A 23,731-nucleotide genomic window follows, 5' to 3' on the forward strand; every position below is an offset into this window, starting at 1 on the left:
CTGGAAACACGACTGACCCGCCTTCTGGGTATTACTTATCCGGTTATACAGGGCGGCATGGCATGGACCTCCAACGGCATGCTGGCGGCGGCTGTTTCGCAGGCTGGCGGTCTTGGCCTCATCGGTGCGGCTTCGGCCCCCCCTGAGGTGGTAGAATCAGAAATTCTCAAGGCAAAAAGGCTGACCGACCGGCCCTTTGGGGTTAACATTATGCTTAAAAGCCCTTTTGCCGATGATATTGCCCAGATTTGCATCAAGCAGAAGGTGGCAGTGGTCACCACAGGGGCAGGCAACCCGGGCAAATACATCGAGCAGTGGAAGGCCGCAGGCATCCGGGTGATGCCGGTTGTGCCCACTCCGGCTTTGGCCCAGCGTATGGAGCGGGCGGGAGCCGATGCTGTTGTGGCAGAGGGCTGTGAGGCCGGCGGCCATATCGGAGAGATGACCACCATGAACTTGGTTCCCCAAGTGGCGGATGCCGTGAGTATCCCTGTGGTAGCCGCAGGGGGAATTGCCGATCACAGAGGCTTTGCTGCCGCTTTGATGCTGGGGGCGGATGGTGTGCAGATGGGGACAGCCTTCCTCTGCGCTCAGGAGTGCCCGGCTGATTTGGCCTATAAGCAAATGGTTATAGAGGCCAAGGGCAGTGATACCGTTGTTACCGGCCGCAGCATCGGGTTGCCGGTGCGCAGCCTGCGCAATAAATTTACCCGCCGCCTTCTCCAAATGGAGGAGGAACGGCTTTCTAAAGAAGAAATTGAAGAAGCGGCGCTGGGTTCCCTGCGCCGGGCGGCGATGGAGGGCGATCTGGAAACAGGCTCCTTCATGGCGGGGCAAAGTGCCGGTCTGGTCTGCGAAATCAGATCAGCCCAAGCCATTATCGAGGAGCTTATGGAGAGCACGGTGCGCTATCTGGGCTCCTATACACAGGGAAGGGGTATGACAATTGAATAAAACAGTTTTGATTACAGGAGCCTCACAGGGCATAGGTGCCGTTTTGGCAAAGGCTTTTGCCGCCAAGGGCTACAATGTGGCCATCAACTGCTACAACGCCTCCACCCTGGAAAACGGCGGCAGGCAGACACAGGCCGCCTGCGAAGAGCTGGGTGCAAAGGCCGCCTGCTTTGTGGCGGATGTTTCGGATTTTGAGCAGTGCGCCACATTGGTCAAGGAGGTCACCGAGGCCTTTGGAGCCGTGGATGTGCTGGTTAACAATGCTGGCATTACCCGGGATGGCCTTCTGGTGCAGATGACCGAGCAGAATTTCGACGATGTCATTGCAGCCAACATGAAAAGTGTGTTCAATATGACCCGCCATGCGGCCAAGGGTATGATCAAGCGCCGTGGCGGCAGCATTATCAATATGGCTTCGGTTGCCGGGGTTTATGGCAATCCCGGCCAGATGAACTATTCCGCCTCCAAGGCGGGCATTATAGGTATGACCAAAACCACAGCCAAGGAGCTGGGCAAGCGGGGGATCACCTGCAACGCCATTGCCCCCGGCTTAATCGAATCCCCCATGACCGATGTGCTTTCTGATGAGCTGAAAGCGAAAATGCTGTTGGCAGTGAGCTTGGGCCGTTTCGGCAAGGCAGAAGATGTGGCGCAGGTGGCACTGTTTTTAGCCGAGGCCAGCTATGTGACCGGCCAGGTTCTTCTGGTGGACGGCGGACTTTCCATGTAAGCCCTCCTGTGTTTTCACCGAATCCATTGATCAAGCAAGAAGGAGAACGAATGCGATGAAACGAGTTGTGATCACAGGCATGGGCGTTGTGACCAGCCTGGGAACCGATGTGGATACCCTTTGGAACAATCTTTTGGCAAAAAAACACGGCTTTTCTGCAATAGAAGGCTTTGATACTTCGGATTTTGATGTAAAATATGCGGCTGAAATCAAAAATTGGGATCCCGAGGTTATGGGCATTCCGAAAAAGGACGCTCGCCGCATGGATCTTTTCACCCAATTTGCCTGTGTGGCGGCCAATCAGGCCATTGCGGATGCCAGCGGCTTTGCCGATGATCTGGACCCCTTCCGCATTGGTGTCATTATGGGCAGCGGCATCGGCGGGTTCCGTTCCATTGAGACAGAGCATACCAAATATCTAGAAAAAGGCCCCAACCGAGTTTCCGTTTTCTTTATTCCCATGATGATTTCCAATATGGCAGGCGGCCGGATCGCTATTGATCACGGCTTTAAGGGCGAAAATTTCTGCCCTGTTTCTGCCTGCGCTTCCTCCAACCACGCAGTGGGTGAGGCCTTCCGTAAAATCAAGCACGGCTATTTGGATGCCTGCGTTGCAGGCGGAGCCGAGGCCGCCATTACCGAATTTTCGCTGGGTGGCTTCAACAATATGGGTGCGCTTTCTAAAAGCACCGATCCTGACCGCCTCTCTATCCCCTTTGATGCAGAGCGGGGTGGGTTTGTTATGGGTGAGGGTTCGGCGGTTTTGATTCTGGAGGAATACGAGCACGCCAAAAAGAGAGGCGCTAAGATTTACGCCGAAATCGTGGGCTATGGCGCCACCGACGATGCCTTCCATATCACCAGCCCCGATGCCAGCGGCATGGGCTCGGCCAAATCCATGGAGTTTGCCTGCAACGAGGCGGGCATTACCCCCGCACAGGTGGATTACCTCAATGCTCACGGCACTTCCACTGAGCTCAACGATCAATGCGAGACCATGGCGGTAAAGATTACCTTTGGAGAGGCGGCCGCCAAGCTGGCCATATCCTCCACAAAATCCATGACCGGCCACCTTTTGGGTGCGGCGGGCGCTCTGGAAAGCATCATTTGTGCCAAAGCCCTTCAAGAGGGAATACTCCCTCCCACCGCAGGCTACCAGAAGCCCGACCCGGAATGCGATTTGGATTATATCACCGAAGGCCCCCGGAAAAAGGATGCGCTGTATGCTCTTTCCAATTCGCTGGGCTTCGGCGGGCACAACGCAACCCTTGCCTTTAAAAAATATACGGGAGAGTGATGGCCATGAAGGAGCAGGATATTACCATTGCAGAGATCAAGGATCTCATGCAGACCATGAGCCAGAACCGGCTCACCTCGTTTAAAATGAAGCTGGGCGCCTTGGAGCTGGAGCTGGAATCGGCTCCTGCGGCAGGAACGGCTCAGATTGCGGCGGTGGAAACCGTCACCTCCCAGCTGGTGGCTTCGGCTGTTCCCGCTCAGGCCCCTGTCTGCAAAGGGGAGCTGGTGACCTCTCCCATTGTGGGAACCTTTTATGAGTCGCCCGCCCCCGATAAGCCTGCCTTTGCCAAGGTAGGCCAGAAGGTGAAAAAGGGCGATGTGCTGTTTATCATCGAATCCATGAAGCTGATGAATGAGGTTGCCAGCGAGCTGGAAGGAACCGTATCCGAGATACTGGTGGAAAATGCCCAAGGTGTGGAATTCGGCCAGCCTATTCTGCGCATCGAATAGGCTGGGCTTTATCTAAGCGCTTCGGTATGGGAAGCTGCTTTTTACTGTTGAATTGTGTAAAACATTAGAGGAGGGCAAAAACCATGGTGCTGCTCAATCAGGAACAAATCAAAGAAATTATTCCCCATCGTGACCCCTTTCTTCTCATTGATGAGGTTATTGCTCTGGAGCCGGGTGTGAAATGCGTTGCCAGGCGCTCCATCCGGGAGGATGACTTTTGGTTTGCGGGGCATTTCCCCCAGATGCCGGTAACCCCCGGTGTGCTGATGGTGGAGATGCTGGCCCAGACCGGTGCTGTCTGCGCCGGCTCACTGGAAGAAAATAAAGGCAAGATCGGTCTTTTTGCCAAAATTGATAAAGCTAAGTTCCGCAAGCCGGTGGTTGCCGGTGATGTGCTGACTCTGGAAGTGGAAATGATCAAGCTCAAAAGCATGGTCGGCGTGGGCAGAGGCACTGCTTACAACCAGCTGGGTGATAAGGTTGTCAGCTGTGAGCTGACCTTTGCCTACACGCAGCCGGAATAAAAGGGCAGGTTAGGATGACAAACCGATAAAGGTTTGTCATCCTGGAGGGAATCTATGCCCCTCGTGTGCCCCCTGGTTTCGCCCCCCGCCCTGGGGGCGAGCTAAGGAAATCGCAGACAAAGTAAATCCGCCTGCGAGCAATAACGTAAAATGGGCTGAATTTAGGTTTCTTCATTTTCCAAATTGCTTCCCATGCTGTCATTATGGGGATGTTAGGAGTCAAGCAATGTTTAGTAAGGTATTAATCGCCAACCGGGGCGAAATAGCGGTGAGGATCATCCGGGCCTGCCGGGAGCTGGGTCTTGGTACTGTGGCGGTCTGCTCTGAGGCCGACCGCAGTGCTTTGCATGCCAAAATTGCAGACCAGACCGTTTGCATTGGCCCTGCCTCCAGCCGGGAAAGCTATCTGAATATTCCGGCAATTTTATCCGCTTGCCAGCTGACTGGGGCACAGGCGGTGCATCCCGGCTTCGGCTTTTTATCAGAAAACGCTGTTTTTGCCCGCAACTGCCAAAAATGCGGCATCAAATTCATCGGCCCCCGGCCGGAGGCCATTGAGCTGATGGGCAACAAGGCCCGGGCCAAAAAAACCATGCAGGAGGCCGGTGTGCCGGTGGTGCCCGGTTCGGATGGCGTTGTGGCCACAGTGGAAGAGGCCGAAAACGTTGCCCGGGAAATCGGCTATCCCATTATGGTTAAGGCCAGCGCAGGCGGCGGCGGCCGGGGCATCCGTTTGGTGGAAAAGCCCGCGGCTATGGAGCACGCCTTTGTGGCCGCCCGGGAGGAAGCACTGAAATTCTTCGGGGATGACAGTGTATACATCGAAAAGTTTATTGTTTCCCCCCGCCATGTGGAGGTGCAGGTTTTAGCCGATGAGCGGGGCAATGTGGTGCATCTGGGTGAGCGGGATTGCTCGCTCCAGCGCCGCAACCAGAAGGTTCTGGAGGAATCCCCCTGCCCGGTGATGACACCGGAGCTGCGGGAAAGAATGGGTGAGGCGGCCAAAGCGGCGGTTCGCCATGTGGGCTACCACAACGCCGGAACCATCGAGTTTTTGCTGGATGCCCGGGGGGATTTCTATTTTATGGAGATGAACACCCGCATTCAGGTGGAGCATCCCATCACCGAAATGGTGACTGGCATCGATCTGGTGAAGAACCAGATTCTCATTGCCCAAGGCCAGCCCCTTCCCTTTTCGCAGGAGGATATTCAGCTGCGGGGTCATGCCATCGAGTGCCGGATCAATGCGGAAAACCCGGATAAGGATTTCCGCCCCAGCCCCGGCACCATTGATGCACTGCTGGTTCCCGGCGGCCCCGGCATCCGTGTGGATAGCGCTGTCTATGCGGGTTATACCATTCCGCCCCATTACGACAGCATGATTGGCAAGGTGATTGCCTATGCCCCCACCCGGGCGGAGGCCATTGCCAAGATGAAATGGGCGCTGGCGGAATTTTTGGTTTCGGGTATTGATACCAACATTGATTTTCAGCTGGATATTTTGCGGGATTGGAACTTTTCGGCCGGCCAGTATGATATTGCCTATCTGGGCAAAAAGCTGGCGGCACAGAAGGCGGCTTCTGGAAAATAGGCCAGAAGCGCTAAAAGTGTGGTGAGGGGGAAGACTTTTACATGCTGGAGGATCTGTTTGATAAAGTAAAAGCCCGGGTTGGCATTCCGCAGACCGAGAACACCGGCTCTATTTCAGTGCCGGCGGATTTGCTTTTTAAGTGCCCCCGGTGCCAAAAGGTTGAGTTCATGGAAAACTTTGAGCTGACCGGCAAGGTTTGCCCCAATTGCGGCTACCATGCCCGGCTCACAGCCAAGGAGCGGCTTGCCGCCACGGTGGATGTGAACTCCTTTTTGGAATACGACGAAAATATGCTATCCAAAAATCCCATTGATTTTGATGGCTACCCAGAAAAAATAGCGGCGCTTCAAGCGTCCACCGGGCTGAAAGAGGCTTGTATTACAGGGGAGGCTACCATTGAGGGCCAGCCCTGTGTGATTGGGATTATGGATTCCCACTTTATGATGGCCTCCATGGGCTCTGTAGTGGGTGAAAAAATCACCCGGGCCTTTGAGCGGGCAACTGAGAAGGGCTTGCCGGTGATTCTGTTTGTGGCCTCCGGCGGGGCTCGTATGCAGGAGGGTATTGTCTCCCTTATGCAGATGGCCAAAACCTCCGGGGCGGTGGCCCGCCACAGCGATGCCGGGCTGCTGTATATTTCAGTGCTCACCGATCCCACCACCGGCGGCGTGGCGGCCAGCTTTGCCTCCCTGGGGGATATTGTTCTGGCGGAGCCAAAGGTGATCATCGGCTTTGCCGGGCGGCGGGTTATTGAGGGTACTATCAAGCAGCGTCTGCCGGATGATTTTCAGTCGGCGGAGTTTTTTCTGGAGCACGGCTTTGTGGATGTGATCGTAAAGCGGCAGGATATGAAACAGCGGTTGGGCAGGCTTCTGCGATTCCATGACTGGGGGAGGGAAGGACATGAGTAAAGCAAATGCCTTAACCCCATGGGAACGCATTGAACTGATCCGCAACAAAGCCCGGCCCACAGCCAAGGATTATATCCCCCAGATTTTTCAGCATTTTATCGAGCTTCACGGTGACCGCTGCTATGGGGATGATGCGGCCATTATCGGCGGCATCGGACGATTGGATCGCCGCCCTGTTACAGTGATTGCTCATGTGAAGGGCAAAAATCTGGATGAAAACAAGGCCTCCAATTTTGGTATGCCCCATCCCGAGGGTTACCGCAAGGCTCTGCGCCTGATGAAGCAGGCCGAGAAATTCGGCCGCCCAGTCATCTGCCTCATTGATACCCCCGGCGCCTATTGTGGCGTTGAGGCGGAGGAGAGAGGCCAGCACGAGGCGGTTGCCAAGAACCTGATGGAAATGATGCGCCTGCGCACCCCGGTGATTTCGGTGGTGCTGGGTGAGGGCGGCAGCGGCGGCGCTTTGGCACTGGGGGTATGCGATCAGCTTGCCATGCTGCAAAACGCCACCTATTCGGTAATTTCCCCCCGGGGTTTTGCCAGCATTCTGTGGAAGGATGCCTCCCGGGAAAAGGAGGCGGCCAACCGGGTTCGCATCACAGCGGAGGACTTGGTGGGCTTTGGCATTGCAGAGCATATTATTGCAGAACCGGTGGGCGGCGCGCATAAAAACCCCCAGATGGCTGCGGCGGCTCTTAAACGCTATTTGCAGGAGGCTGTGGCGGAGTTTTCGGCCCAGCCAATCGAGGAATTGCTGGAAAAACGCTACCAGAAATTCCGCAAAATAGGGGATTTTTTAGAGTAGCCAAAATAATTTTATTGGCAGTCACTTTTCTTATTGAAAAGGCTTGCATATTGTGATACATTAAAACATAGTTTATAGGCAAGGAGGTGCCAGCAGATGATTTTTGAAAAAGTGAGAGCGACTCTGGTAGATCAATTGGATGTTGATGAAGACGCAGTCACCATGGAAAGCTCTATTTTGGATGACCTGGGTGCGGATTCTCTGGATGTTGTGGATTTGATTATGAGCCTGGAAGAAGAGTTCGACACGGAGATCCCCGATGAAGAAATCGAAGGTCTCAAAACGGTCGGAGACATCGTCCGGTATCTTGAGCAAGGCGAAGAGTAATACTTCCTGCAAAATTATCCCAGGCGGGCTTTGTGGCCCCACTGGGATTTATACTTAGCTGGAAATGTGTTAAGCCGGAGAATAGGGAGGAATATTCCTCCTTGTTCTCCGGCCTTTTATGTGCGTTTTAGTTAGGGTTATGCTGTCTGGGATAGGGCCGGGTTTCATCGGTAAGGCCCATAATATAATCCATGCTGGTCCCATAGAAGGCGGCAAGAAGCATCAGGTTATCCACAGTGGGAACCCGTTCCCCCGTTTCGTATTTGGAGAGCAGGGTTTGGTCGATACCGGTTTTCATCTGTACAGCGGTTTGGGTTAGCTTTAGCCCAAGCCGCAGCTCTTTTATACGATTCATGATAATCACCCCTATAATTATGACATTATGACATATTGACTATTATGCCAATTTGTCATAATATAGATTCTTGAGGGGTGATTTTATGCCAGACTATCAAAAGATGTATTTCCAGCTTTTTAACAGCTTAACAGATGCCATATGCATTTTGCAGGAAGCACAGCAAAATGCAGAAAAAATATTCTTGGATGAAGATTATGCAAAGAGTACGATAATAAAACCTTTTCCCAAGACAAGAGAATAGTTGTGGGGAATCTGGCGGCAGGGCATTTTTGCTAAACTATAAGCGGTTTTTCTTTGCTTTCTTTCTTTTTTTCAAAAAGAAAGAAAGAGGGCTTGACAAAGATTTCATTTCCCGGTATAGTTAAGATGTTAATTTAGGCTAACAAGTCTTGTCCCTCAACTCTTCACCGAAAGGAGAATTTTCATGGAGCAAAACAGTTATACATACCATGTGCGCAAAGCACTGTTGTATATCAATGAATACCACAACCGTCCCATCACGCTGACCACAGCGGCGCAGGCTCTTGGGGTAAACAAATGTTACCTCTGCAAGCTTTTTAAGGAGGAAACAGGCCAGAATTTCACTGATTATCTCAACCAGATCAAAATTGACCACAGCAAAAAGCTGCTGATGGGCTATGGCCGCTCCATGCTGGAAATCTCCATGGAGGCAGGCTTTAACAGCCAAAACTATTTTAATATTCTCTTTAAACGCTACACCGGCATGACTCCCGTGCAGTACCGCAATATTCACGGAGCGGCTCTGGCCGGCTGATTTGCAAAGATAAAAAGCAAGCGTCCTTTATTCCTTCATGCAAGGAAAGGGACGCTTTTTTTGCGCTCTAAATCCCCAAGAAAGAGGCTTTCTCTGAGATGAATTCAGCTTTGGTGCGGCTTTTGAGCAAATCCAAAAGAGCCTGACGTTCTTCCTCGGCAGTGAAGGCACCGGCGGGCAGGATAAAAGCGTTTTTATTGCCCACAAAAATATAGACAGAGCCTTCCTGCGTGCCAATGCGGGTCACGCCGCTGTATTTCAGACGGGCTTCGCCCTTTTCGCCCCCTGTGGCTACAAGGCCCTCTTCCTGAAAAGAAATGGAGCGCTCCCCCTCAAAGCCCTTCAGGTGCCCGGCGGCAATAATCTTTTTCAGGCGGCGCACGGTGCTTTTGCGGCGCAGAGTGGGATAAAAAACAATCCACAAAACGGTAACAACCAGATAAAAAATGAGCCACGCAACAGCAGGTATCGTGGTTATGATCATGGAGCTAAGGTAGTAAAAAACCAGAAAGACGATTGCCATCCCAAACTGCACAATGCGGATATAAGCCTGCATGGAATCGGAATGGTCGGAGTTGTAAAGATTAAACTGTATAAAATCCTCGTAGCTGTTGCGGTAATGGAAGGTCATAGGTGTGTGCTCCTTTACTATCTGCTTTTGCCCGTGGCCGTAGGCCGGGCATAAGAATAGGACGTATAATAAGCGCTTTGCGACTATTATACCATAAAAGCGAAGCGTTAGGGTATAAGTGCGCAAGGCTTTGCAAAATTGATTTTTTTGACTTCCGCACTCATGCCGTGCGGCTGGCACATACTTTTAGGCGCTTGCATTTTCTGCGGAAAATGCGCAGGTGTCATTCGCAAGCTCAAGCCACAAAGCGCCTCATGGGGGAACTAGTTCCCCCATGAACCCCCTCCAGCCTCCGGCAGGGAAAAGGGGTAGCTTTTTTTACCCTTGGTTCTGCCATTGTGTGCAAAGGGAATGATTTTAATCAGCCTAAGCTCGAAGAAAGTGACGAAGTCCCTCGGACGAAAGAGGCGAAGCCTCAAAAAGAAAGGTATCGAAGAAAAAAGCCCCCCTTACATCAGGCAGAGATATGCCTTGAAGGAAGGGGGGGAACTAAACCTACATCGATTTTTTTTTGCAACCTTTTTTCTTTTTTAAAAAGAAAGGTTGTTATTCATCTTCAAACAGCTTTTTGGCTTCCTCGATCACATTTTCTTCCAGATTGGCGGGGAGCTGTTCATAGCGCTCAAACTGAAGGGTAAAGAAGCCACGGCCCTGTGTGATGGAACGAAGCACAGTGGTGAAATCGTACATTTCGCTCATAGGAACCTCGCCCTCGATTTCCTGCAAGCCATCGTCGGTGGGATGCATTCCCAGCACCCGCCCACGGCGCTTGTTCAGATCGCCCATAATATCACCGGTAGCGGAATCCGGCACATAAACCTTAAGATTCCCAATGGGTTCCAGTATAACGGGAGAGGCCTGGGGAATACCCGCTCTGTAAGCCAAAGAAGCGGCCATTTTAAAGGCCATTTCGGAGGAATCCACCGGGTGGTAGGAGCCATCCAGCAGAGTGGCCTTGAGGCCCACCACAGGGTAGCCGGCGATCATGCCTTTTTTGATGCAATCCTGCAAGCCTTTTTCCACCGCCGGGAAGAAGTTGCGGGGAACCGAGCCGCCGAATACATTTTCTTCAAAAGTCAGGCCTTCGCCGTCACAGGGCTCAAATTCAATCCAAACATGCCCAAACTGGCCGTGGCCGCCGGTTTGCTTCTTGTGCTTGCCTTCCACCTTAACCTTCTTGCGGATGGTCTCACGATAAGGCACACGAGGCTGTACAAGCTGGAAGTCTACCCCGAATTTGCTGCGCATCTTGGATACAATGGCATCCAAATGCTGTTCACCAAGGCCGGTGATCACCTGCTGGCGTGTTTCCGCATTCTGCTCAAACAGGATAGTGGGGTCTTCTTCCATCAGGCGGGCCATGCCCTGAGCGATTTTGCCTTCATCGCCTTTTTTCAGCACCTTAACCGCCATAGAAAGGGTAGCCCCCGGGAATTTGACCGGTGCAAAGCTGACCACCCGGGTGGTATCGCAGAGGGTATCCCCGGTAATGGTGTCCGAAAGCTTGGTTACAGCGCCCATGTCACCTGCTGTGATAAAGGAGGTCTCCTCCTGCTTTTTGCCCTTGAGATAAATCAGCTTACCCAGACGCTCCGGCTGGCCGGTGCGGGCATTGATGGGTGCGGTGCCGGCGGAAAGCTTGCCGGAAACCACCTTGATATACGACAGCTTGCCCACAAAGGGGTCAGCCACTGTTTTAAACACATAAGCGGAAAGGGGTGCTTCGTCGGTGCACTCAATCTCCACAGGCTTGCCGCCTTCATCTATGGCGGTCTCAGAAGCACTTTCCCATGCGGAGGGGAGATGATCCACAATGGAATCTAATAGCATATCAATACCGGCCAGAGTGGTGCCGGAGCCGCACAGAACCGGGGTGATGGAGCCGTGCTTTACCCCGTTGTGGATACCGGCAATGATTTCATCCCGGGTGAAGGGCTCGCCGGAAAAATACTTTTCAAAGAGAGATTCATCGGTCTCGGCAACTGCCTCGGAAATAGCGGAGGTCAGGCCTTCCAGACGGTGGCCAAAATCCGGCATGGGGATTTCGTGGGGCTCGCCCTTTTCATCGTAGCGGTAGCACTTGTTTTCCACCAGATTGATATAGGCCTCCACTGTGCCGTCCTTTTCGTAGGGAACCACCAGCGGGCAGACCGAAGGCCCGAAAGCGGCCTTGAGGCCCTCCAATGTTTTATAGAAGTTGCTGTGCTCGGCATCCAGCTTGGTTACATAAAACATGCGGGCCTTGCCCATATCCACAGCCAGACGATAAGCCTTTTCGGTGCCCACTGCCACACCGGATTTACCGGAAACCGTGATAATCACGCTTTCCACTGCCCGAACACCTTCATACATGCCGCCGGCAAAATCAAAAAGGCCGGGGGTATCCAGCAGATTTATTTTCACGCTTCCCCATGTGAAAGGATACATCGAGGATGAAATGGAAACCTGACGCTTAATTTCCTCCGGATCAAAATCAAAGGTGGTGTTGCCGTCTGCGATTTTTCCCAGGCGATCCAGCTCGCCCGCCTTGAACAGAAGGGCCTCGGCCAGCGATGTCTTACCGCTTCCTCCGTGGCCCGCCAACGCAACGTTTCGGATTTTACCCGCTAAATACTGTCTCATACCTGGTGATCTCCTTTCAATTTTCCCATGGGGGAGTCGGGGATATTTTAATGAACTTTTATTTCCCTATGCCATGCTTTAAGAACATTTTTCTTTTGAGCCGGAAGGATTTTCCACATCCTGTATATCCATAAGCGCAAAAGGGTAATATTGTTCATATGCCACAAGCATAAAAAAATATATCAATATAAATTATAACATATATCCAAATAGAAACAAGCCAATATTATGTAAATTTGAGAGACTATAAGCCCCTGAGCTGTAGAATTACCATCTGCATGGTTGTGAAATTTAAACAAAAGTGAAGGTTTCTTCACAAAAACATGTCGAAATGGTCAACTTTTGTTTGGTATAATATAAACAGCTTTCAACTCTTGGGAAAAAGCGTGTGGAAATTTATTGAGCAAAGGGGACCGTTTTTTCTCTGGCGAAAGGCAACACCTCTTTTGCAAAAGGCCAAAGAAAATAATAGGCTGGGGCATCTTTCACGGGTGGAAGAATTGACATGCACTGTGTTTTGTTTTACTATTAACAGGGTGGAGCTTTCCCTTTAAAATGGGGAGGAGAACACTCTTTGCAAATGACCTCAGAGAGGAGGGAAGCCCGGGTGTACCCAAAGCTTTTAGGCCTGCTGCTGGTGATGCTTCTGGCAACCTCCTGCAGCGGTGTTCTTCTGGATACCCAAGAGCTGCTTCAAGCCCCCAAGCTGAACCAAAAACAGGCCAGCGTTTATGAAGCGCTGGAGCAGACACTGGATACCAAAAACATTGTTTATAAATACCCGGAATCCGGTGAATACCATTCCTCCTTTGTGTTTTTCGATTTGGATGGAGATGGCTCCCAGGAGGCCATTGTCTTTTATGCGCTGCTCAGCGAACCCTCGGATATCCGGGTCAAGGTGCTCAGCAGCAAAGAGGGCACCTGGGGCTCGGTGTATGATTTTGCCGGAGCCGGTGATACAGTGGATTTTCTTCGGTTTGCCCGGCTTTCTTCTCAGAATTCCTACAACATGGTGATCGGTTGGAAAAACGGCCGCCAGAAAGCCAAGTCTCTGTCGGTCTATACCTTTGAAGAAGAGGGGCTGCAGGAGGAAAAAAACTATCCCTATCAGTTCCATACCATCGGCAGCTTTTTGCCGGGAGGCCTTGAGCAGATTGTGCTGGTGGGCAAGAATTCCGGCCCCGATCCTTATTCTGCTACTCTGCTTCGGTATGTCTCCGGGCGGATCAGTGAGGCGGGCTTGGTGGATTTGAGCAGCGATACCACCGATATTTTGGCCCTTTCCACCGGCCGCCTGCCGGATGGGGCTATGGGGCTGTATATTGATGAATCCTTTACAGGCACAATTTCGGCCACTGAGATTTTTCGCATTTCGGCGCAGGCTCTGGAGCCTATCGCTGCCGACAGTAACGAAACATGGGATCTTTACGCCCAGACCTTCCGGGATCGGGAGGAGATCTGCCGGGATTTCGACCAAAACGGAGTTATGGAAATACCGATGCCTTTCGCCCAAGCTGGGGTATCCTCGTCGGAGGATTACAGCCCAAAAATTCTTCGCTATATGAAGCTGGCTGGTGGGAAATTGGCTCCCGCCTATACCTTGGCACTCAATGAGGATGCAGGCTATGCCCTCTTTCTCCCGGAGGAATGGGTGGAAGCGGTGACAATACAGCGGCAGGCTGTTAACAAGGAGAGCCGTATCTACCAGACCGACCCGGAAACGGGGGATATTCGCCGGGAGCTGCTTCGCATCCGGGTTTATTCCTCCAAGGATGTGCAGGATAAGTTTGTTCAAGAAGAGTATTTTCTGCTTGGAACCAAAGGCTTTTTCAACTACTGGGGCTATATCCCCCCCTATGAGGGGAGCGACCCGGCTGTGAAAACAAAAGAGGAAATTCGGCAAATGTTCCTGCTCCTTTAATCCCCGAGGCGTCCTTTCTAGCCTGAATAAACCGGAACTGATGAAATGAGGTGTCAGCATGAAAAGAATACTGGTGGTGGAGGATGAGGATGTCATCCGTGATTTTGTGGTCATCAATCTCAAGCGTGTAGGCTATGAGGTGGTGGATGTAGCCAACGGAGAGGAGGCCCTTGAGGTTTTCTTCGGCTGCAACGGCGACTTTGATGTGGCTCTGCTGGATATTATGATGCCGGGTATTGATGGCTTTGAGGTTTGCCGTGAGTTGCGGAAGTTTTCCTCCTTTATCGGCATCATCATGCTTTCTGCCAAAACACAGGAAATGGATAAGGTCAGCGGCCTGATGCAAGGCGCCGATGATTATATCACCAAGCCCTTTAGCCCCACCGAGCTGGTGGCTCGAGTGGATGCGGTTTACCGGCGGGTTTCCATGGCTAAAAACGGGGATGAACCGGTGGCGCAGATTGTTTCGGGGGATTTTCGCCTGAATCTTAAAAGCCGCTCTCTCACCAAGCGCAACAAGCCCATCGACCTGACACAGGTGGAGTTCCAGATCATGGAGTATTTCATGGGTCACCCCAACGAGGCGCTGGAGCGCTCCTCCATCCTTAGCCATGTGTGGGGGGAGAACTATTTCGGTGATGTGAAGATCGTGGATGTGAACATCCGCCGCCTGCGTATGAAAATCGAAGATGACCCTTCCAGCCCCCGGCATATCCTGACCATCTGGGGCTTTGGCTACAAATGGGTTGACTAAAGACCCGGCAAACCCAAGAAGTGTTTGTCTTTATGGGGGTATCCAATACCCCCATAAGCCCCCGGTTTCGCCTCTGTTTTCAGGGGTGGGTTAAGGGAATCTTGGGCTAAATGAATTTGCCTGCGAAGAATTACGAAAACAAGGACGTTTGCACAGCGCCGCTTCTTTAAAAAGAATGTGGTGCTGGGCGTTTCAAGAAGGGAGGCCGCAGGCCTTGGCTGTGAAAAGAATAACCAAGCGGTGGCTTCTCAACAATTTTGGTGTAATCATTGTGATTATTCTGGCTGTGGTGGCTGTCTCCGGGTATGTGATTTACACCTACTATTACGACTATGTGCGGCAGGCCATTGTTTCTCGCTCCAATGTGGCCCAGTCTATCTTTATGAGCTATTCGGAGGATTCCTCCACCGGGTTTGTCACCCAGATTCAGAGCTATGTTTCCGGCTTTGCCGATAAGGCGGAAATGGAAATGATGGCGCTGGATTCGGAGGGCAACATCTTTGTTACTTCCAGCGGCTTTGAGCCGGATGAAAAATCCTTTCTGCCCGATTATTACTCCGCTCTTTCCAGCCCCGACCGGGTGGGGCGCTATGTGGGAACCATCAGCGGCCAGCGGGTTATGGCCATGACCTTTTTCTCAGAGGAAAGCGTTCCCCAGCGGTATGCCCTGCGGTTTGTGGTGGCTCTTTCGGCGGTTGACCGCCAGATTGCCATGCTCACAGGCGGGGTTGCGGCGCTGGGTGTATCGGTTATTCTGCTGGTGGTGTTTTCAAGCTCTTATTTTATCAACTCCATCGTGAACCCGGTGGGTGAGATCGGCAACACGGCCCGGCGCATCGCCCAAGGGGATTTCGCCGCAAGGCTGAAAAAGAAAACCAACGATGAGATCGGCGAGCTTTGCGACATTATCAACTATATGGCCGAGGAGCTGGATAATTCCGAAAAAATAAAAAACGAGTTTATTTCTTCAGTCTCCCATGAGCTGCGAACCCCGCTGACTGCTATACAGGGCTGGGCGGAGACCATTCTCAGCGATGGCGGGCAGGATAAAGACACTCTCACCAAAGGGATGGGCATTATTATTGGGGAAACCTCCCGCCTTTCCTCCATGGTGGAGGAGCTGCTGGATTTCTCCCGTATGGCCAGTGGCCGCCTCAAGCTGATTTTGGCCAAGATTGATTTGGCCGCCGAGCTGGAAGAAGCAGTGCTCATGTATACCCAGAGGGCCCAGCGTGAGGGCATCAGCCTGAATTTTCAGGATTTGGAAGAAATCATTCTGGTGTATGGCGATAAAAACCGCCTGCGGCAGGTGTTCATCAATGTTATAGACAATGCCGTAAAATATTCCGATCCCGGCGACAGTGTCAGCATTACGGTGAACCGTACACCCAAAACGGTGACCGTTGTGGTGGCCGATACCGGCCTTGGCATAAAGCCCGAGGATTTGGAAAAAGTGAAAACCAAGTTTTACAAAGGGAACTTTACCCGGCGAGGCTCCGGTATTGGCCTTGCGGTGGCGGATGAGATTGTAACCCGCCACGGTGGCACACTGGATATTGCCTCCCGGTATGGCGAGGGCACAAGGGTGCGAATTACCCTGCCTCTTTACGACCGATCCGATGAAATTGCGCAGATTGACGATACACAACAGCAGGGATAATTCAAATTGACTTTCAAACTGTATCAAACCCGCTTTATGGCGGCAAACCAGCAATCACCCGGCGGCGGGCGAAGCAGAATAGAGGAATGGAATGAAACAACAAAACAGTCCGTTTAAAACCTCCATTGGGGGGCAGGCCCTCATAGAAGGGGTGATGATGCGTGGCCCAGAGGCCTCCGCTATGGCAGTGCGCCTGCCTGACGGCGAAATCGATGTGGAGGTCACACCTAATCAGACCGGCCAGAAATGGTATAAAAAGGCTCCCTTTATCCGGGGCGGCTTTAACATGATCGATTCCTTGATTTTTGGCTACAACTGCCTGATGAAATCCGCTTCCAAATCCGGTATGGAGGAGGAAGAGCCCAGCAAGTTCGAGACTTGGCTTTCCAAGGTGTTTGGCACCAGCATCAACAACATTGTGGCCGTGTTTGCCTTGATTCTGGGCGGTGCTCTTGCCATCGGGCTGTTTATGGTGCTCCCGGCGGTGATCACCGGCCTGTTCAGAGCCTTTTTGCCAACGCCCTTCACCCGCTCCCTTGTAGAGGGTATTATCAAGATCGCGCTTTTCCTTACTTATCTGGCGGTGGTGAGCAAAATGCCGGATATTTACCGTGTGTTTCAGTATCATGGAGCCGAACATAAAACCATTGCCTGCTACGAGGCGGGCCTTGAGCTGACCGTGGAAAACGCCCGTGTGCAGACCCGTTTTCATCCCCGCTGCGGAACCAGCTTTTTGCTGATTGTTATGGTTATTTCCATCCTGCTCTTTTCGGTGGTCACTTGGAGCAGCATCGCTATGCGTATTTTGCTCAAGCTGCTGCTTTTGCCAGTGGTGGTGGGCATTTCCTACGAAATTATCAAATTTGCCGGGCGGCACGATAATCCCTTTACCCGGGCTATTTCCGCTCCCGGCCTGTGGCTCCAGCGCCTGACCACCAACGAGCCGGATGACAGCCAGCTTGAGGTAGCCATTGCCTCTGTTCTCCCTGTTCTTCCCAAAGAGGAGGGCAGTGACCGATGGTAGAGCCTGCCAGCTATCACAGCCTTTACCGTCAGGGGCAGGTGCTTTTGGCCTCCGGGGGCTGCCAATCCTATTTGTTTGAGACAGACCAGCTTTTTTACGCCTGCTTCGGCAAGCGCCGCCACGATTTGCCCCACATCGGCCGGGAGCTTGCTCCGCCTGCACAGACAGAGCGCTTTTTGGAGCTTTGCGGCAAGCGTGCCATGGGGGAGCCTCTCCAATATCTTTTAGGGGAATGGGATTTTTATGGCCTGACCTTTTCGGTAGGCCCGGGGGTGCTGATTCCCCGCCCGGATACCGAGGTTCTGGTGGAAACCGCCGCCTCGCTGGTGGAGGAGCTGCCTACGCCGGAAATTGTGGATCTTTGCAGCGGCAGCGGCTGTGTGGCGGCAGCTCTGGCCAACCTTTTGCCTTCGCCTAAGATCACAGCGGTGGAAAGCTCGGTGGAGGCTATGGTATATTTGCAAAAGAACCTGACCCGCCACGGGCAGGGCTGCTGCACCCCGGTGCTGATGGATCTGCGGGAATACCGGCACCCCGTTCCTTTGGATTTGGTGGTGGCAAACCCGCCCTATATCCCCAGTGAGGATATAGCGGGGCTGCAAAAGGAGGTTCGCAAGGAGCCTCTTATGGCCTTGGATGGCGGCGAGACCGGGCTTGATTTTTACAACTGCATTGCCTGCGGCTATTGGGATCAGCTCCGCCCCGGCGGGGCCCTTTGTGTGGAGATTGGCATCGGGCAGGCCGAGCTGGTGGAAGAAATCTTGCTGGGGCATGATTACTGCAACATTGGGTTCGCCCGTGATCTGGGCGGCATCCAGCGTGTGGTTTGGGGCTTTCGCCCCGCATGAGTTGGGGCGTTGAAAAAGCAGGAGGCTGAAAAAATCGGTATGAACGGTGCTTCATACACAGGTGGGGAAAGCAAGGAATGAAAAAAGCGCTGCGAGCCGTTGGCTCCTATTTTCGAATAACAGACCGGTGGCTTTTGTTCTTTTGGGTAACGGCCTCCGGCTTATCCATGCTGTTTTTAGCGGGGATCTATAATTCCAATATGGTGAGTTCCTCCACACTGGTCACACAGGGTGCCGGGATTCTGCTGGGTCTTACAGCGGCTATAGTGATTTCTAAGTTGGATTATCACCTGCTGCTCAAGCTGTGGAAGCTTTATTTGCCCCTTTGCTTGTTTCTGATTCTGCTGACAGCTCTTGTGGGTACAGTCCGTGGGGATAATCAGGCATGGCTGATGATTCCCATTGGTGGAGGCAGAGAGGTTTCTCTCCAGCCTTCAGAGCTGTTAAAGATCTCGTTCATCACCACCTTTTCCATGCATTTGGCTAAGGTGAAGGATCAGCTCAACAAACCGCTGAATTTGCTGCTTCTTTGTGCCCATGGGGGAATCCACATTCTGCTGATTCATTTGCAAGGGGATGATGGTTCCGCCCTAATCTTCGTGTTTATATTTGTCATTATGTTGTTTGTGGCCGGTATTGGCTATCGATACATTTTGGGCGCAGTGGTGGCACTGGCGGTGATAGCACCTGTTTTCTGGTTTAAAATAATGAAACCGGATCAAAAAATGAGGGTTCTTTCAGTTCTTTACCCGGAGCAGGCCAGCGCCGATTATCTTTATCAGCAGCTGCGGGGGCGGATGTCTCTTGGCTCGGGCGGTGTGCAGGGTACCGGTATTTTCGCAGGCAAGCACTTGCCTGTGCCAGAAATCTATAACGATTTTATCTTTTCTTTCATTGGGGAATCCGCCGGTTTTATCGGGTGCCTTGGGGTAATCGCTCTGCTCACGGCTATTTGCCTGAAAATCCTTTACAACAGCAGCATTGCCAGTGATGATACAGGCCGCTTTATTTGCGTAGGTGTGGCGGCTATGATTTTAGGGCAGATGATCATCAATTTGGGGATGTGCCTGAGCCTGCTGCCGGTGATTGGGGTTACCCTGCCCTTGTTCTCTGCTGGCGGCACCTCGGTGGTTACTCTGTATCTGGGGCTGGGACTGGTGCTCAGCGTTTATTGCGGCCGACGAACCGGCCTGTTCTCGGAGTAATAACCTTTCTTTGATAAAGGAAAGTCTATAAATAAAAAACCACGCTGCTTCAATGAAAAGCAGCGTGGTTTTTTGCTCGATAGGAGATTCCGTTTATAGGCTTGCCAGCCCTGCCTCCAGCATGGACTGTGCCGCCAGCAGCACACCGATTTTACCGGAGGGATAGGTCAGCCCCCCCTGCATCCAAGCGGCGTAAGGCTCCCGCATGGGGCCATCGGCAGAAAGCTCGATAGAAGCCCCCATATGGAAGGCCCCAGCGGCCATAATCACCGGGCTGTCATAGCCGGGCATATCCCAAGCCTCAGGGGTTACAAAGGCATCAATGGGCGCACCCAGCTGGATTCCCCGGCAAAAGGCCGAAAGGCCCTGGGGTGACCCGGTCACAACGGTTTGAATGATATCCGCTCTCGGTTCGCCTGCTTCGGGCAGAACCCGGTAGCCCAGCGCCTGCATCATCCCGGCGGCCAGCACCGCCGTTTTCAAAGCGGAGGCCACCACGGTAGGCGCAAAGAACAGCCCCATGTACATATTCTTGCTTTCCCCCAGCGAGCAGCCCACCTCCCGGCCCACGCCGGGGGAGGTCATGCGGTGGGCGCAAAGCTCCACCAAATCGTGGCGGCCTGCAATATAGCCCCCGGTCTGGGCGATGCCGCCTCCGGGGTTTTTGATGAGAGAGCCCATCATCAGATCGGCCCCCACCATAGTCGGTTCGATGGTCTGGACAAATTCGCCGTAGCAGTTATCCACCACCACTAAGGCCGCCGGGTTGGCCGCCTTGACCGCCTTGGCAATCTTTTCAATTTCCTCCACAAAGAGGGAAGGGCGCAGGGTATAGCCCCGGGAACGCTGGATATAGGCCATCTTTACACCCTTGACAGCTTCAGGAATAGCGGCAAAATCCACCGAACCATCCTCCAGAAGCTCCAGCTGGCGGTAGTGGATGCCAAACTCCTTGAGAGAGCCTACATTTTCCCCGGTGAGCACTGCATCCAGTGTGTCGTAGGGCTTGCCGGTGAGAGAAAGCATCACATCCCCCGGACGCAGAACCCCAAACAGGGCTGTGGCAATGGCGTTGGTGCCGGAGACAAAGTTGTGGCGGATGATGCTGTCTTCCGCCCCCATGAGCTGGGCAAAAACCTTTTCCAGCGTATCCCGGCCCCGGTCGCCGTAGCCGTAGCCGGTGGTTCCCGCAAAATGGCTTTCGCTGACCCGGTGGTCGGAAAAAGCCTTTTGCACCTTCCAGCTGTTATACTGGGCGATGCGATCGATGCGGTCAAAGCTTTCCCGCTGTTCCTGTTCCACCCTTTGGACCAAAGCCTCCAGAGCGGGGTCTATGTTAAAAAAATCCTGTTTCATTTTGAGGTTCCTTCTTTTGTATTTGCCTTTGAGGCGGCCAGTTCTGTGCTTTCCGCAACCAGTGGGCATTACTCACTTCTTTTATCCAGCAAAGCGGGCTGAAAGATTGGCCGTATGTATCCAAGAGCGCCAGCTTATGCCTTTTCAAAATGCTGGTGGCCCCAATTCCCGGTTTCCACAAAGCCCATGCGGCCATAATAGGTGCTGAGGCTTTCCTCCCGGCAGAAAAGGGTAGGGGTCAGGCCCCTTTCCAGCAGGCGATCCACCAGACATTGGGTAATGATTCGCCCATAGCCCTTGCCTTGACTGCCCGGCAGAGTAGCGATGGAAGCAATCACGCCCACCCCTACCCCTGTTGAATAAATACCGCCTGTGGCCACCGGGATATGCCCTTTATTGAGAGTACAGCAAACCGCCTGCCCGGAGCGAACAAGCCGGGTGGTGTAGGATAGCCACAGATCAAAGGGGTTGTGCTCGGCAAAGTGGGGGTTGGCATCCCGGATAATGCGGTAAACATCCCGCAGGGCAGGCGCAAAATCAATGCCCCTTGTATTGGCACCGGTCATGCCGCCCCGATAAGCCATAGCGGGGGAAGTGAAAAGCTCGCCTCCCATACGGGTTTCCAGTGCACAGGCCGTGTGCAGGGAGCCGAATACGAAGCGCAGACCGGACATTTGAGCAAACTCGGCCAGCTCGTCGTAATCCAGTGCCGGGCCGGCAGAAAGGTTGCCTCCCCCCTCAAAGATACCCAAGGCCCCGGTGGGTGTTCCATCAGCCCCTTGGAGCACATAGGCTTTATAAAGAGGGCCGTTTCCACCATATGCCTTTAAAAGTGTGAGAATTTTGGAGCCCACTGCCGGGTCAAAGGAGCAGCCCTTTTCCAGCAGAGCCTCCATGCCCTCTCCGGGGAGGAAGAATCGAATCATGAATCGGCCAGCTCCTTTACCAGTGCACGGAGTAGGGTCAGAGTATGCTCCATATCGCTGACCTGCAACAGATTGGAGGGAGAGTGGAGATACCGGCAGGGCAGGCTGACGCCCAGCACCTTGGCTCCGGCTCCCGCCGTTTGGAGAGAGCGGGATTCGTTGCCGCCGAATACCCCTTCCTTGGATTGGTAGGGAATTCCCAGACCCTCAGCGGTCTTGCAGGAAAGGCGATACATTTCCATATCATAAACCGTGCCTCTGTCCATAAAGGAAAGGACAGGGCCATTGCCCACTCGGCAGACAATCTTTTCAGGGGGAACACCGGGGATATCCGAGGCCGTGGTGGTATCCACCGCAACCGCCCGGTCAGGGGCAATGGTATAGCCTGCGGCTTTGGCACCGGTACAGCCGGTTTCCTCCTGAACAGTGAAGGAGAACCAGCAGTCATAGGCAAGCTCCTGTTCCATCATTTCCAGCAGCAGAGCACAGCCCGCACGGTCATCCAGCGCACGGCCCATGACCTTTCCGCCGCCCAGTGCCACAAAGGGAGCGGCGAAAATGGCCCGGTCTCCGGGGCATACATGGGCGAGAGCCTCCTCCTTGGTGGCGGCTCCAATATCGATATAGAGCTTCTCAGCCTTAGGCGGGTTGGATTTTTCATCTTCCTCCTGCAAATGGACTGCCTTGGCTCCGATCACACCGTAAACCTGCTTTTCACCGATGAGCACCGGCTTGCCGATGATCACCCGGGTGTCGATGCCGCCTACCGTGGCAAAGCGGAGCAGGCCGCTCTCTTCTGCAAAGGTGATGATAAAGCCTACTTCGTCCATATGGGCGCTGAAAAGAAGGGTGTTGGCGGGCTTTTGCTGCCCCTTTTTGTGGGCTAGCAGATTGCCGAGGGCATCCACCTGCCAGTCGCAGGTGCTGTCAATGCGGCGGATGATTTCCTCCCGGACAGGGTGCTCGCTCCCCGATACACCCGGCAGAGCACAGAGGGCTTTCAGCGTTTCCAGCATTGCCATTTAGATGGCCTCCTTTCCCAGTATACCGGCAAAGGCTGCCAGCAAACGGCCTGTATTTTCCACATCCTCCACCGAAACCAGCTCAATGGGGGAATGCATGTATTTCTGTGGGATGGAAAGAAGCCCGGTCACCACGCCGCCCCGGCTGGTGGCAATGGAATCTGCATTGGTTCCGGTGCGCCCGCCCATAACCTCGGTCTGATAAGGGATGCCTTGCTTCTCGCTGAGGCGAATCAGCTTCTTGGAAAGCTTGTGGGATAAAATCGGAGAAAAGCCGATCATCGGCCCGCCCTTGAGCTGGCCGCATTTTTCCTTGGGGCAATCGGGGGTTTGGGCAAACGAAACATCCACTGCGATCGAGTGGGTAGGGCTTACGATATAAGCGGCTGTCTGTGCGCCTTGGCCGCCCACCTCCTCCATGGTGGAGAAAACCACGGTAAGGCCGCATTCCAGCGGGGTATCCTGCAAATATTCCAGCGCCTTGGCCAGTGCCACACAGCTTGCCCGGTTATCCAGCGCCTTGCCGCTGACACAGTTGCCCAGCAGCTCCTTGGATTGGGCGATAAAGGTGAGGCGATCTCCCGGCTGAACCAGAGCCTTGGCCTGCTCTTTATCCATGCCGATATCCACCGAAACTTCTTCCACCTTCTGGAATTTCTTGTCGCTGTCGCCGCTGAGATGGGGCGGCACCGAGCAGACCACACCGGGGATATTGCCGCCTTCCGCGTGCACCGTTACCTGCGAGGCCAGCAAAAGCTGCCGGTTGATACCACCGCAGCCTGCAACCTTTAGAAAGCCCTCCTCCTGTATGGAGGTGACAATAAGACCGATTTCATCCATGTGGGCATCCAGCATCAAATGAGGCTGCCCGGCGGCAGGCTCCCGCACCCGGCAGATCAGGCTCCCCAGCGGGGTAGTCTCCACCTTGCCGAAGGGCTCCAGCAGACGGCGGCCAAAAGCGGCGGCGGCTTCTTCCCGGCCGGAAACGCCGCAGACCGCTGAAAAGGCCAAAAGGGTTTCTTTGGTATTCATTCTATT

24 protein-coding genes are annotated in these 23,731 nt (G+C 53.3%); 17 read left to right on the forward strand and 7 right to left on the reverse strand.

Annotated elements, in window-relative coordinates; genetic code table 11:
• The 9 genes from fabK (at window position 1) to acpP (ending at window position 7,591) form a co-directional block, all read left to right on the forward strand.
• Window positions 1-954, forward strand: a complete 954-nt coding sequence (gene fabK / locus U6B65_11155) for an enoyl-[acyl-carrier-protein] reductase FabK (GenBank protein WRS28945.1) — start codon at window positions 1-3, stop codon at window positions 952-954.
• Complete coding sequence (gene fabG / locus U6B65_11160) at window positions 947-1,684, forward strand: 3-oxoacyl-[acyl-carrier-protein] reductase (protein WRS26882.1); 738 nt, start codon at window positions 947-949, stop codon at window positions 1,682-1,684. Before fabK ends, fabG begins: the two co-directional genes overlap by 8 nt.
• A gap of 55 nt (window positions 1,685-1,739) precedes the next feature.
• The gene (gene fabF / locus U6B65_11165) at window positions 1,740-2,981 is read left to right on the forward strand and encodes a beta-ketoacyl-ACP synthase II (protein ID WRS26883.1); all 1,242 of its coding nucleotides are present in this window, start codon (window positions 1,740-1,742) and stop codon (window positions 2,979-2,981) included.
• A gap of 5 nt (window positions 2,982-2,986) precedes the next feature.
• Window positions 2,987-3,433, forward strand: a complete 447-nt coding sequence (accB, locus tag U6B65_11170; protein ID WRS26884.1) for an acetyl-CoA carboxylase biotin carboxyl carrier protein — start codon at window positions 2,987-2,989, stop codon at window positions 3,431-3,433.
• 83 nt (window positions 3,434-3,516) lie between these two features.
• Window positions 3,517-3,957, forward strand: coding sequence for a 3-hydroxyacyl-ACP dehydratase FabZ (gene fabZ / locus U6B65_11175; protein ID WRS26885.1), 441 nt, complete (start codon window positions 3,517-3,519; stop codon window positions 3,955-3,957).
• Window positions 3,958-4,183: 226 nt separating this feature from the next.
• A complete protein-coding gene (locus tag U6B65_11180; protein ID WRS26886.1) occupies window positions 4,184-5,548 on the forward strand; it encodes an acetyl-CoA carboxylase biotin carboxylase subunit in 1,365 nt (454 codons plus the stop codon).
• 41 nt (window positions 5,549-5,589) lie between these two features.
• On the forward strand, window positions 5,590-6,459 hold the full coding sequence (gene accD, locus U6B65_11185) for an acetyl-CoA carboxylase, carboxyltransferase subunit beta (GenBank protein WRS26887.1): 870 nt from the start codon (window positions 5,590-5,592) through the stop codon (window positions 6,457-6,459).
• Window positions 6,452-7,264 carry an acetyl-CoA carboxylase carboxyltransferase subunit alpha gene (locus U6B65_11190; GenBank protein ID WRS26888.1) on the forward strand — a complete coding sequence of 271 codons (813 nt, stop codon included), beginning with the start codon at window positions 6,452-6,454 and terminating at the stop codon, window positions 7,262-7,264. Before accD ends, U6B65_11190 begins: the two co-directional genes overlap by 8 nt.
• A gap of 96 nt (window positions 7,265-7,360) precedes the next feature.
• The gene (acpP, locus tag U6B65_11195) at window positions 7,361-7,591 is read left to right on the forward strand and encodes an acyl carrier protein (protein WRS26889.1); all 231 of its coding nucleotides are present in this window, start codon (window positions 7,361-7,363) and stop codon (window positions 7,589-7,591) included.
• Between the two features lie 127 nt (window positions 7,592-7,718).
• On the opposite strand, the gene U6B65_11200 is transcribed toward acpP, so the two are convergent.
• Window positions 7,719-7,946 carry a helix-turn-helix transcriptional regulator gene (locus U6B65_11200; protein ID WRS26890.1) on the reverse strand — a complete coding sequence of 76 codons (228 nt, stop codon included), beginning with the start codon at window positions 7,944-7,946 and terminating at the stop codon, window positions 7,719-7,721.
• Window positions 7,947-8,031: 85 nt separating this feature from the next.
• Between U6B65_11200 and U6B65_11205 the strand changes: the two genes are divergently transcribed.
• The gene (locus U6B65_11205) at window positions 8,032-8,190 is read left to right on the forward strand and encodes a hypothetical protein (GenBank protein WRS26891.1); all 159 of its coding nucleotides are present in this window, start codon (window positions 8,032-8,034) and stop codon (window positions 8,188-8,190) included.
• A 183-nt stretch (window positions 8,191-8,373) separates the two neighbouring features.
• Window positions 8,374-8,724 (forward strand): AraC family transcriptional regulator, encoded by a 351-nt coding sequence (locus tag U6B65_11210; protein WRS26892.1) that lies wholly within the window; start codon window positions 8,374-8,376, stop codon window positions 8,722-8,724.
• Between the two features lie 67 nt (window positions 8,725-8,791).
• On the opposite strand, the gene U6B65_11215 is transcribed toward U6B65_11210, so the two are convergent.
• Together U6B65_11215 and U6B65_11220 are read right to left on the reverse strand one after the other, a co-directional pair.
• Complete coding sequence (locus U6B65_11215) at window positions 8,792-9,355, reverse strand: YcxB family protein (protein ID WRS26893.1); 564 nt, start codon at window positions 9,353-9,355, stop codon at window positions 8,792-8,794.
• A gap of 546 nt (window positions 9,356-9,901) precedes the next feature.
• Window positions 9,902-11,977 (reverse strand): elongation factor G, encoded by a 2,076-nt coding sequence (locus U6B65_11220; protein ID WRS26894.1) that lies wholly within the window; start codon window positions 11,975-11,977, stop codon window positions 9,902-9,904.
• Window positions 11,978-12,584: 607 nt separating this feature from the next.
• Between U6B65_11220 and U6B65_11225 the strand changes: the two genes are divergently transcribed.
• From U6B65_11225 to U6B65_11250, 6 genes are all read left to right on the forward strand, one after another.
• The gene (locus tag U6B65_11225; protein ID WRS26895.1) at window positions 12,585-13,898 is read left to right on the forward strand and encodes a hypothetical protein; all 1,314 of its coding nucleotides are present in this window, start codon (window positions 12,585-12,587) and stop codon (window positions 13,896-13,898) included.
• Window positions 13,899-13,956: 58 nt separating this feature from the next.
• The gene (locus U6B65_11230) at window positions 13,957-14,652 is read left to right on the forward strand and encodes a response regulator transcription factor (protein WRS26896.1); all 696 of its coding nucleotides are present in this window, start codon (window positions 13,957-13,959) and stop codon (window positions 14,650-14,652) included.
• 220 nt (window positions 14,653-14,872) lie between these two features.
• Window positions 14,873-16,312: a HAMP domain-containing sensor histidine kinase gene (locus U6B65_11235; protein WRS28946.1), complete on the forward strand. Its 1,440-nt coding sequence runs from the start codon at window positions 14,873-14,875 to the stop codon at window positions 16,310-16,312.
• 91 nt (window positions 16,313-16,403) lie between these two features.
• Window positions 16,404-17,336, forward strand: a complete 933-nt coding sequence (locus tag U6B65_11240) for a DUF1385 domain-containing protein (protein WRS26897.1) — start codon at window positions 16,404-16,406, stop codon at window positions 17,334-17,336.
• Window positions 17,330-18,184 (forward strand): peptide chain release factor N(5)-glutamine methyltransferase, encoded by an 855-nt coding sequence (prmC, locus tag U6B65_11245; GenBank protein ID WRS26898.1) that lies wholly within the window; start codon window positions 17,330-17,332, stop codon window positions 18,182-18,184. Before U6B65_11240 ends, prmC begins: the two co-directional genes overlap by 7 nt.
• 77 nt (window positions 18,185-18,261) lie before the next feature.
• Window positions 18,262-19,389: an FtsW/RodA/SpoVE family cell cycle protein gene (locus U6B65_11250; GenBank protein WRS26899.1), complete on the forward strand. Its 1,128-nt coding sequence runs from the start codon at window positions 18,262-18,264 to the stop codon at window positions 19,387-19,389.
• Window positions 19,390-19,482: 93 nt separating this feature from the next.
• On the opposite strand, the gene U6B65_11255 is transcribed toward U6B65_11250, so the two are convergent.
• From U6B65_11255 to U6B65_11270, 4 genes are all read right to left on the reverse strand, one after another.
• Complete coding sequence (locus tag U6B65_11255; GenBank protein WRS26900.1) at window positions 19,483-20,745, reverse strand: methionine gamma-lyase family protein; 1,263 nt, start codon at window positions 20,743-20,745, stop codon at window positions 19,483-19,485.
• 134 nt (window positions 20,746-20,879) lie between these two features.
• Window positions 20,880-21,671 (reverse strand): GNAT family N-acetyltransferase, encoded by a 792-nt coding sequence (locus U6B65_11260; protein ID WRS26901.1) that lies wholly within the window; start codon window positions 21,669-21,671, stop codon window positions 20,880-20,882.
• Complete coding sequence (locus U6B65_11265; protein WRS26902.1) at window positions 21,668-22,693, reverse strand: M42 family peptidase; 1,026 nt, start codon at window positions 22,691-22,693, stop codon at window positions 21,668-21,670. The genes U6B65_11260 and U6B65_11265 overlap by 4 nt, the downstream gene beginning before the upstream one ends.
• On the reverse strand, window positions 22,694-23,725 hold the full coding sequence (locus U6B65_11270) for a M42 family metallopeptidase (GenBank protein WRS26903.1): 1,032 nt from the start codon (window positions 23,723-23,725) through the stop codon (window positions 22,694-22,696).
• Window positions 23,726-23,731 lie beyond the last annotated feature (6 nt).

This window comes from Oscillospiraceae bacterium MB08-C2-2 (assembly GCA_035621215.1).
Taxonomy (GTDB): Bacteria; Bacillota; Clostridia; order Oscillospirales; family Ruminococcaceae; genus WRAV01.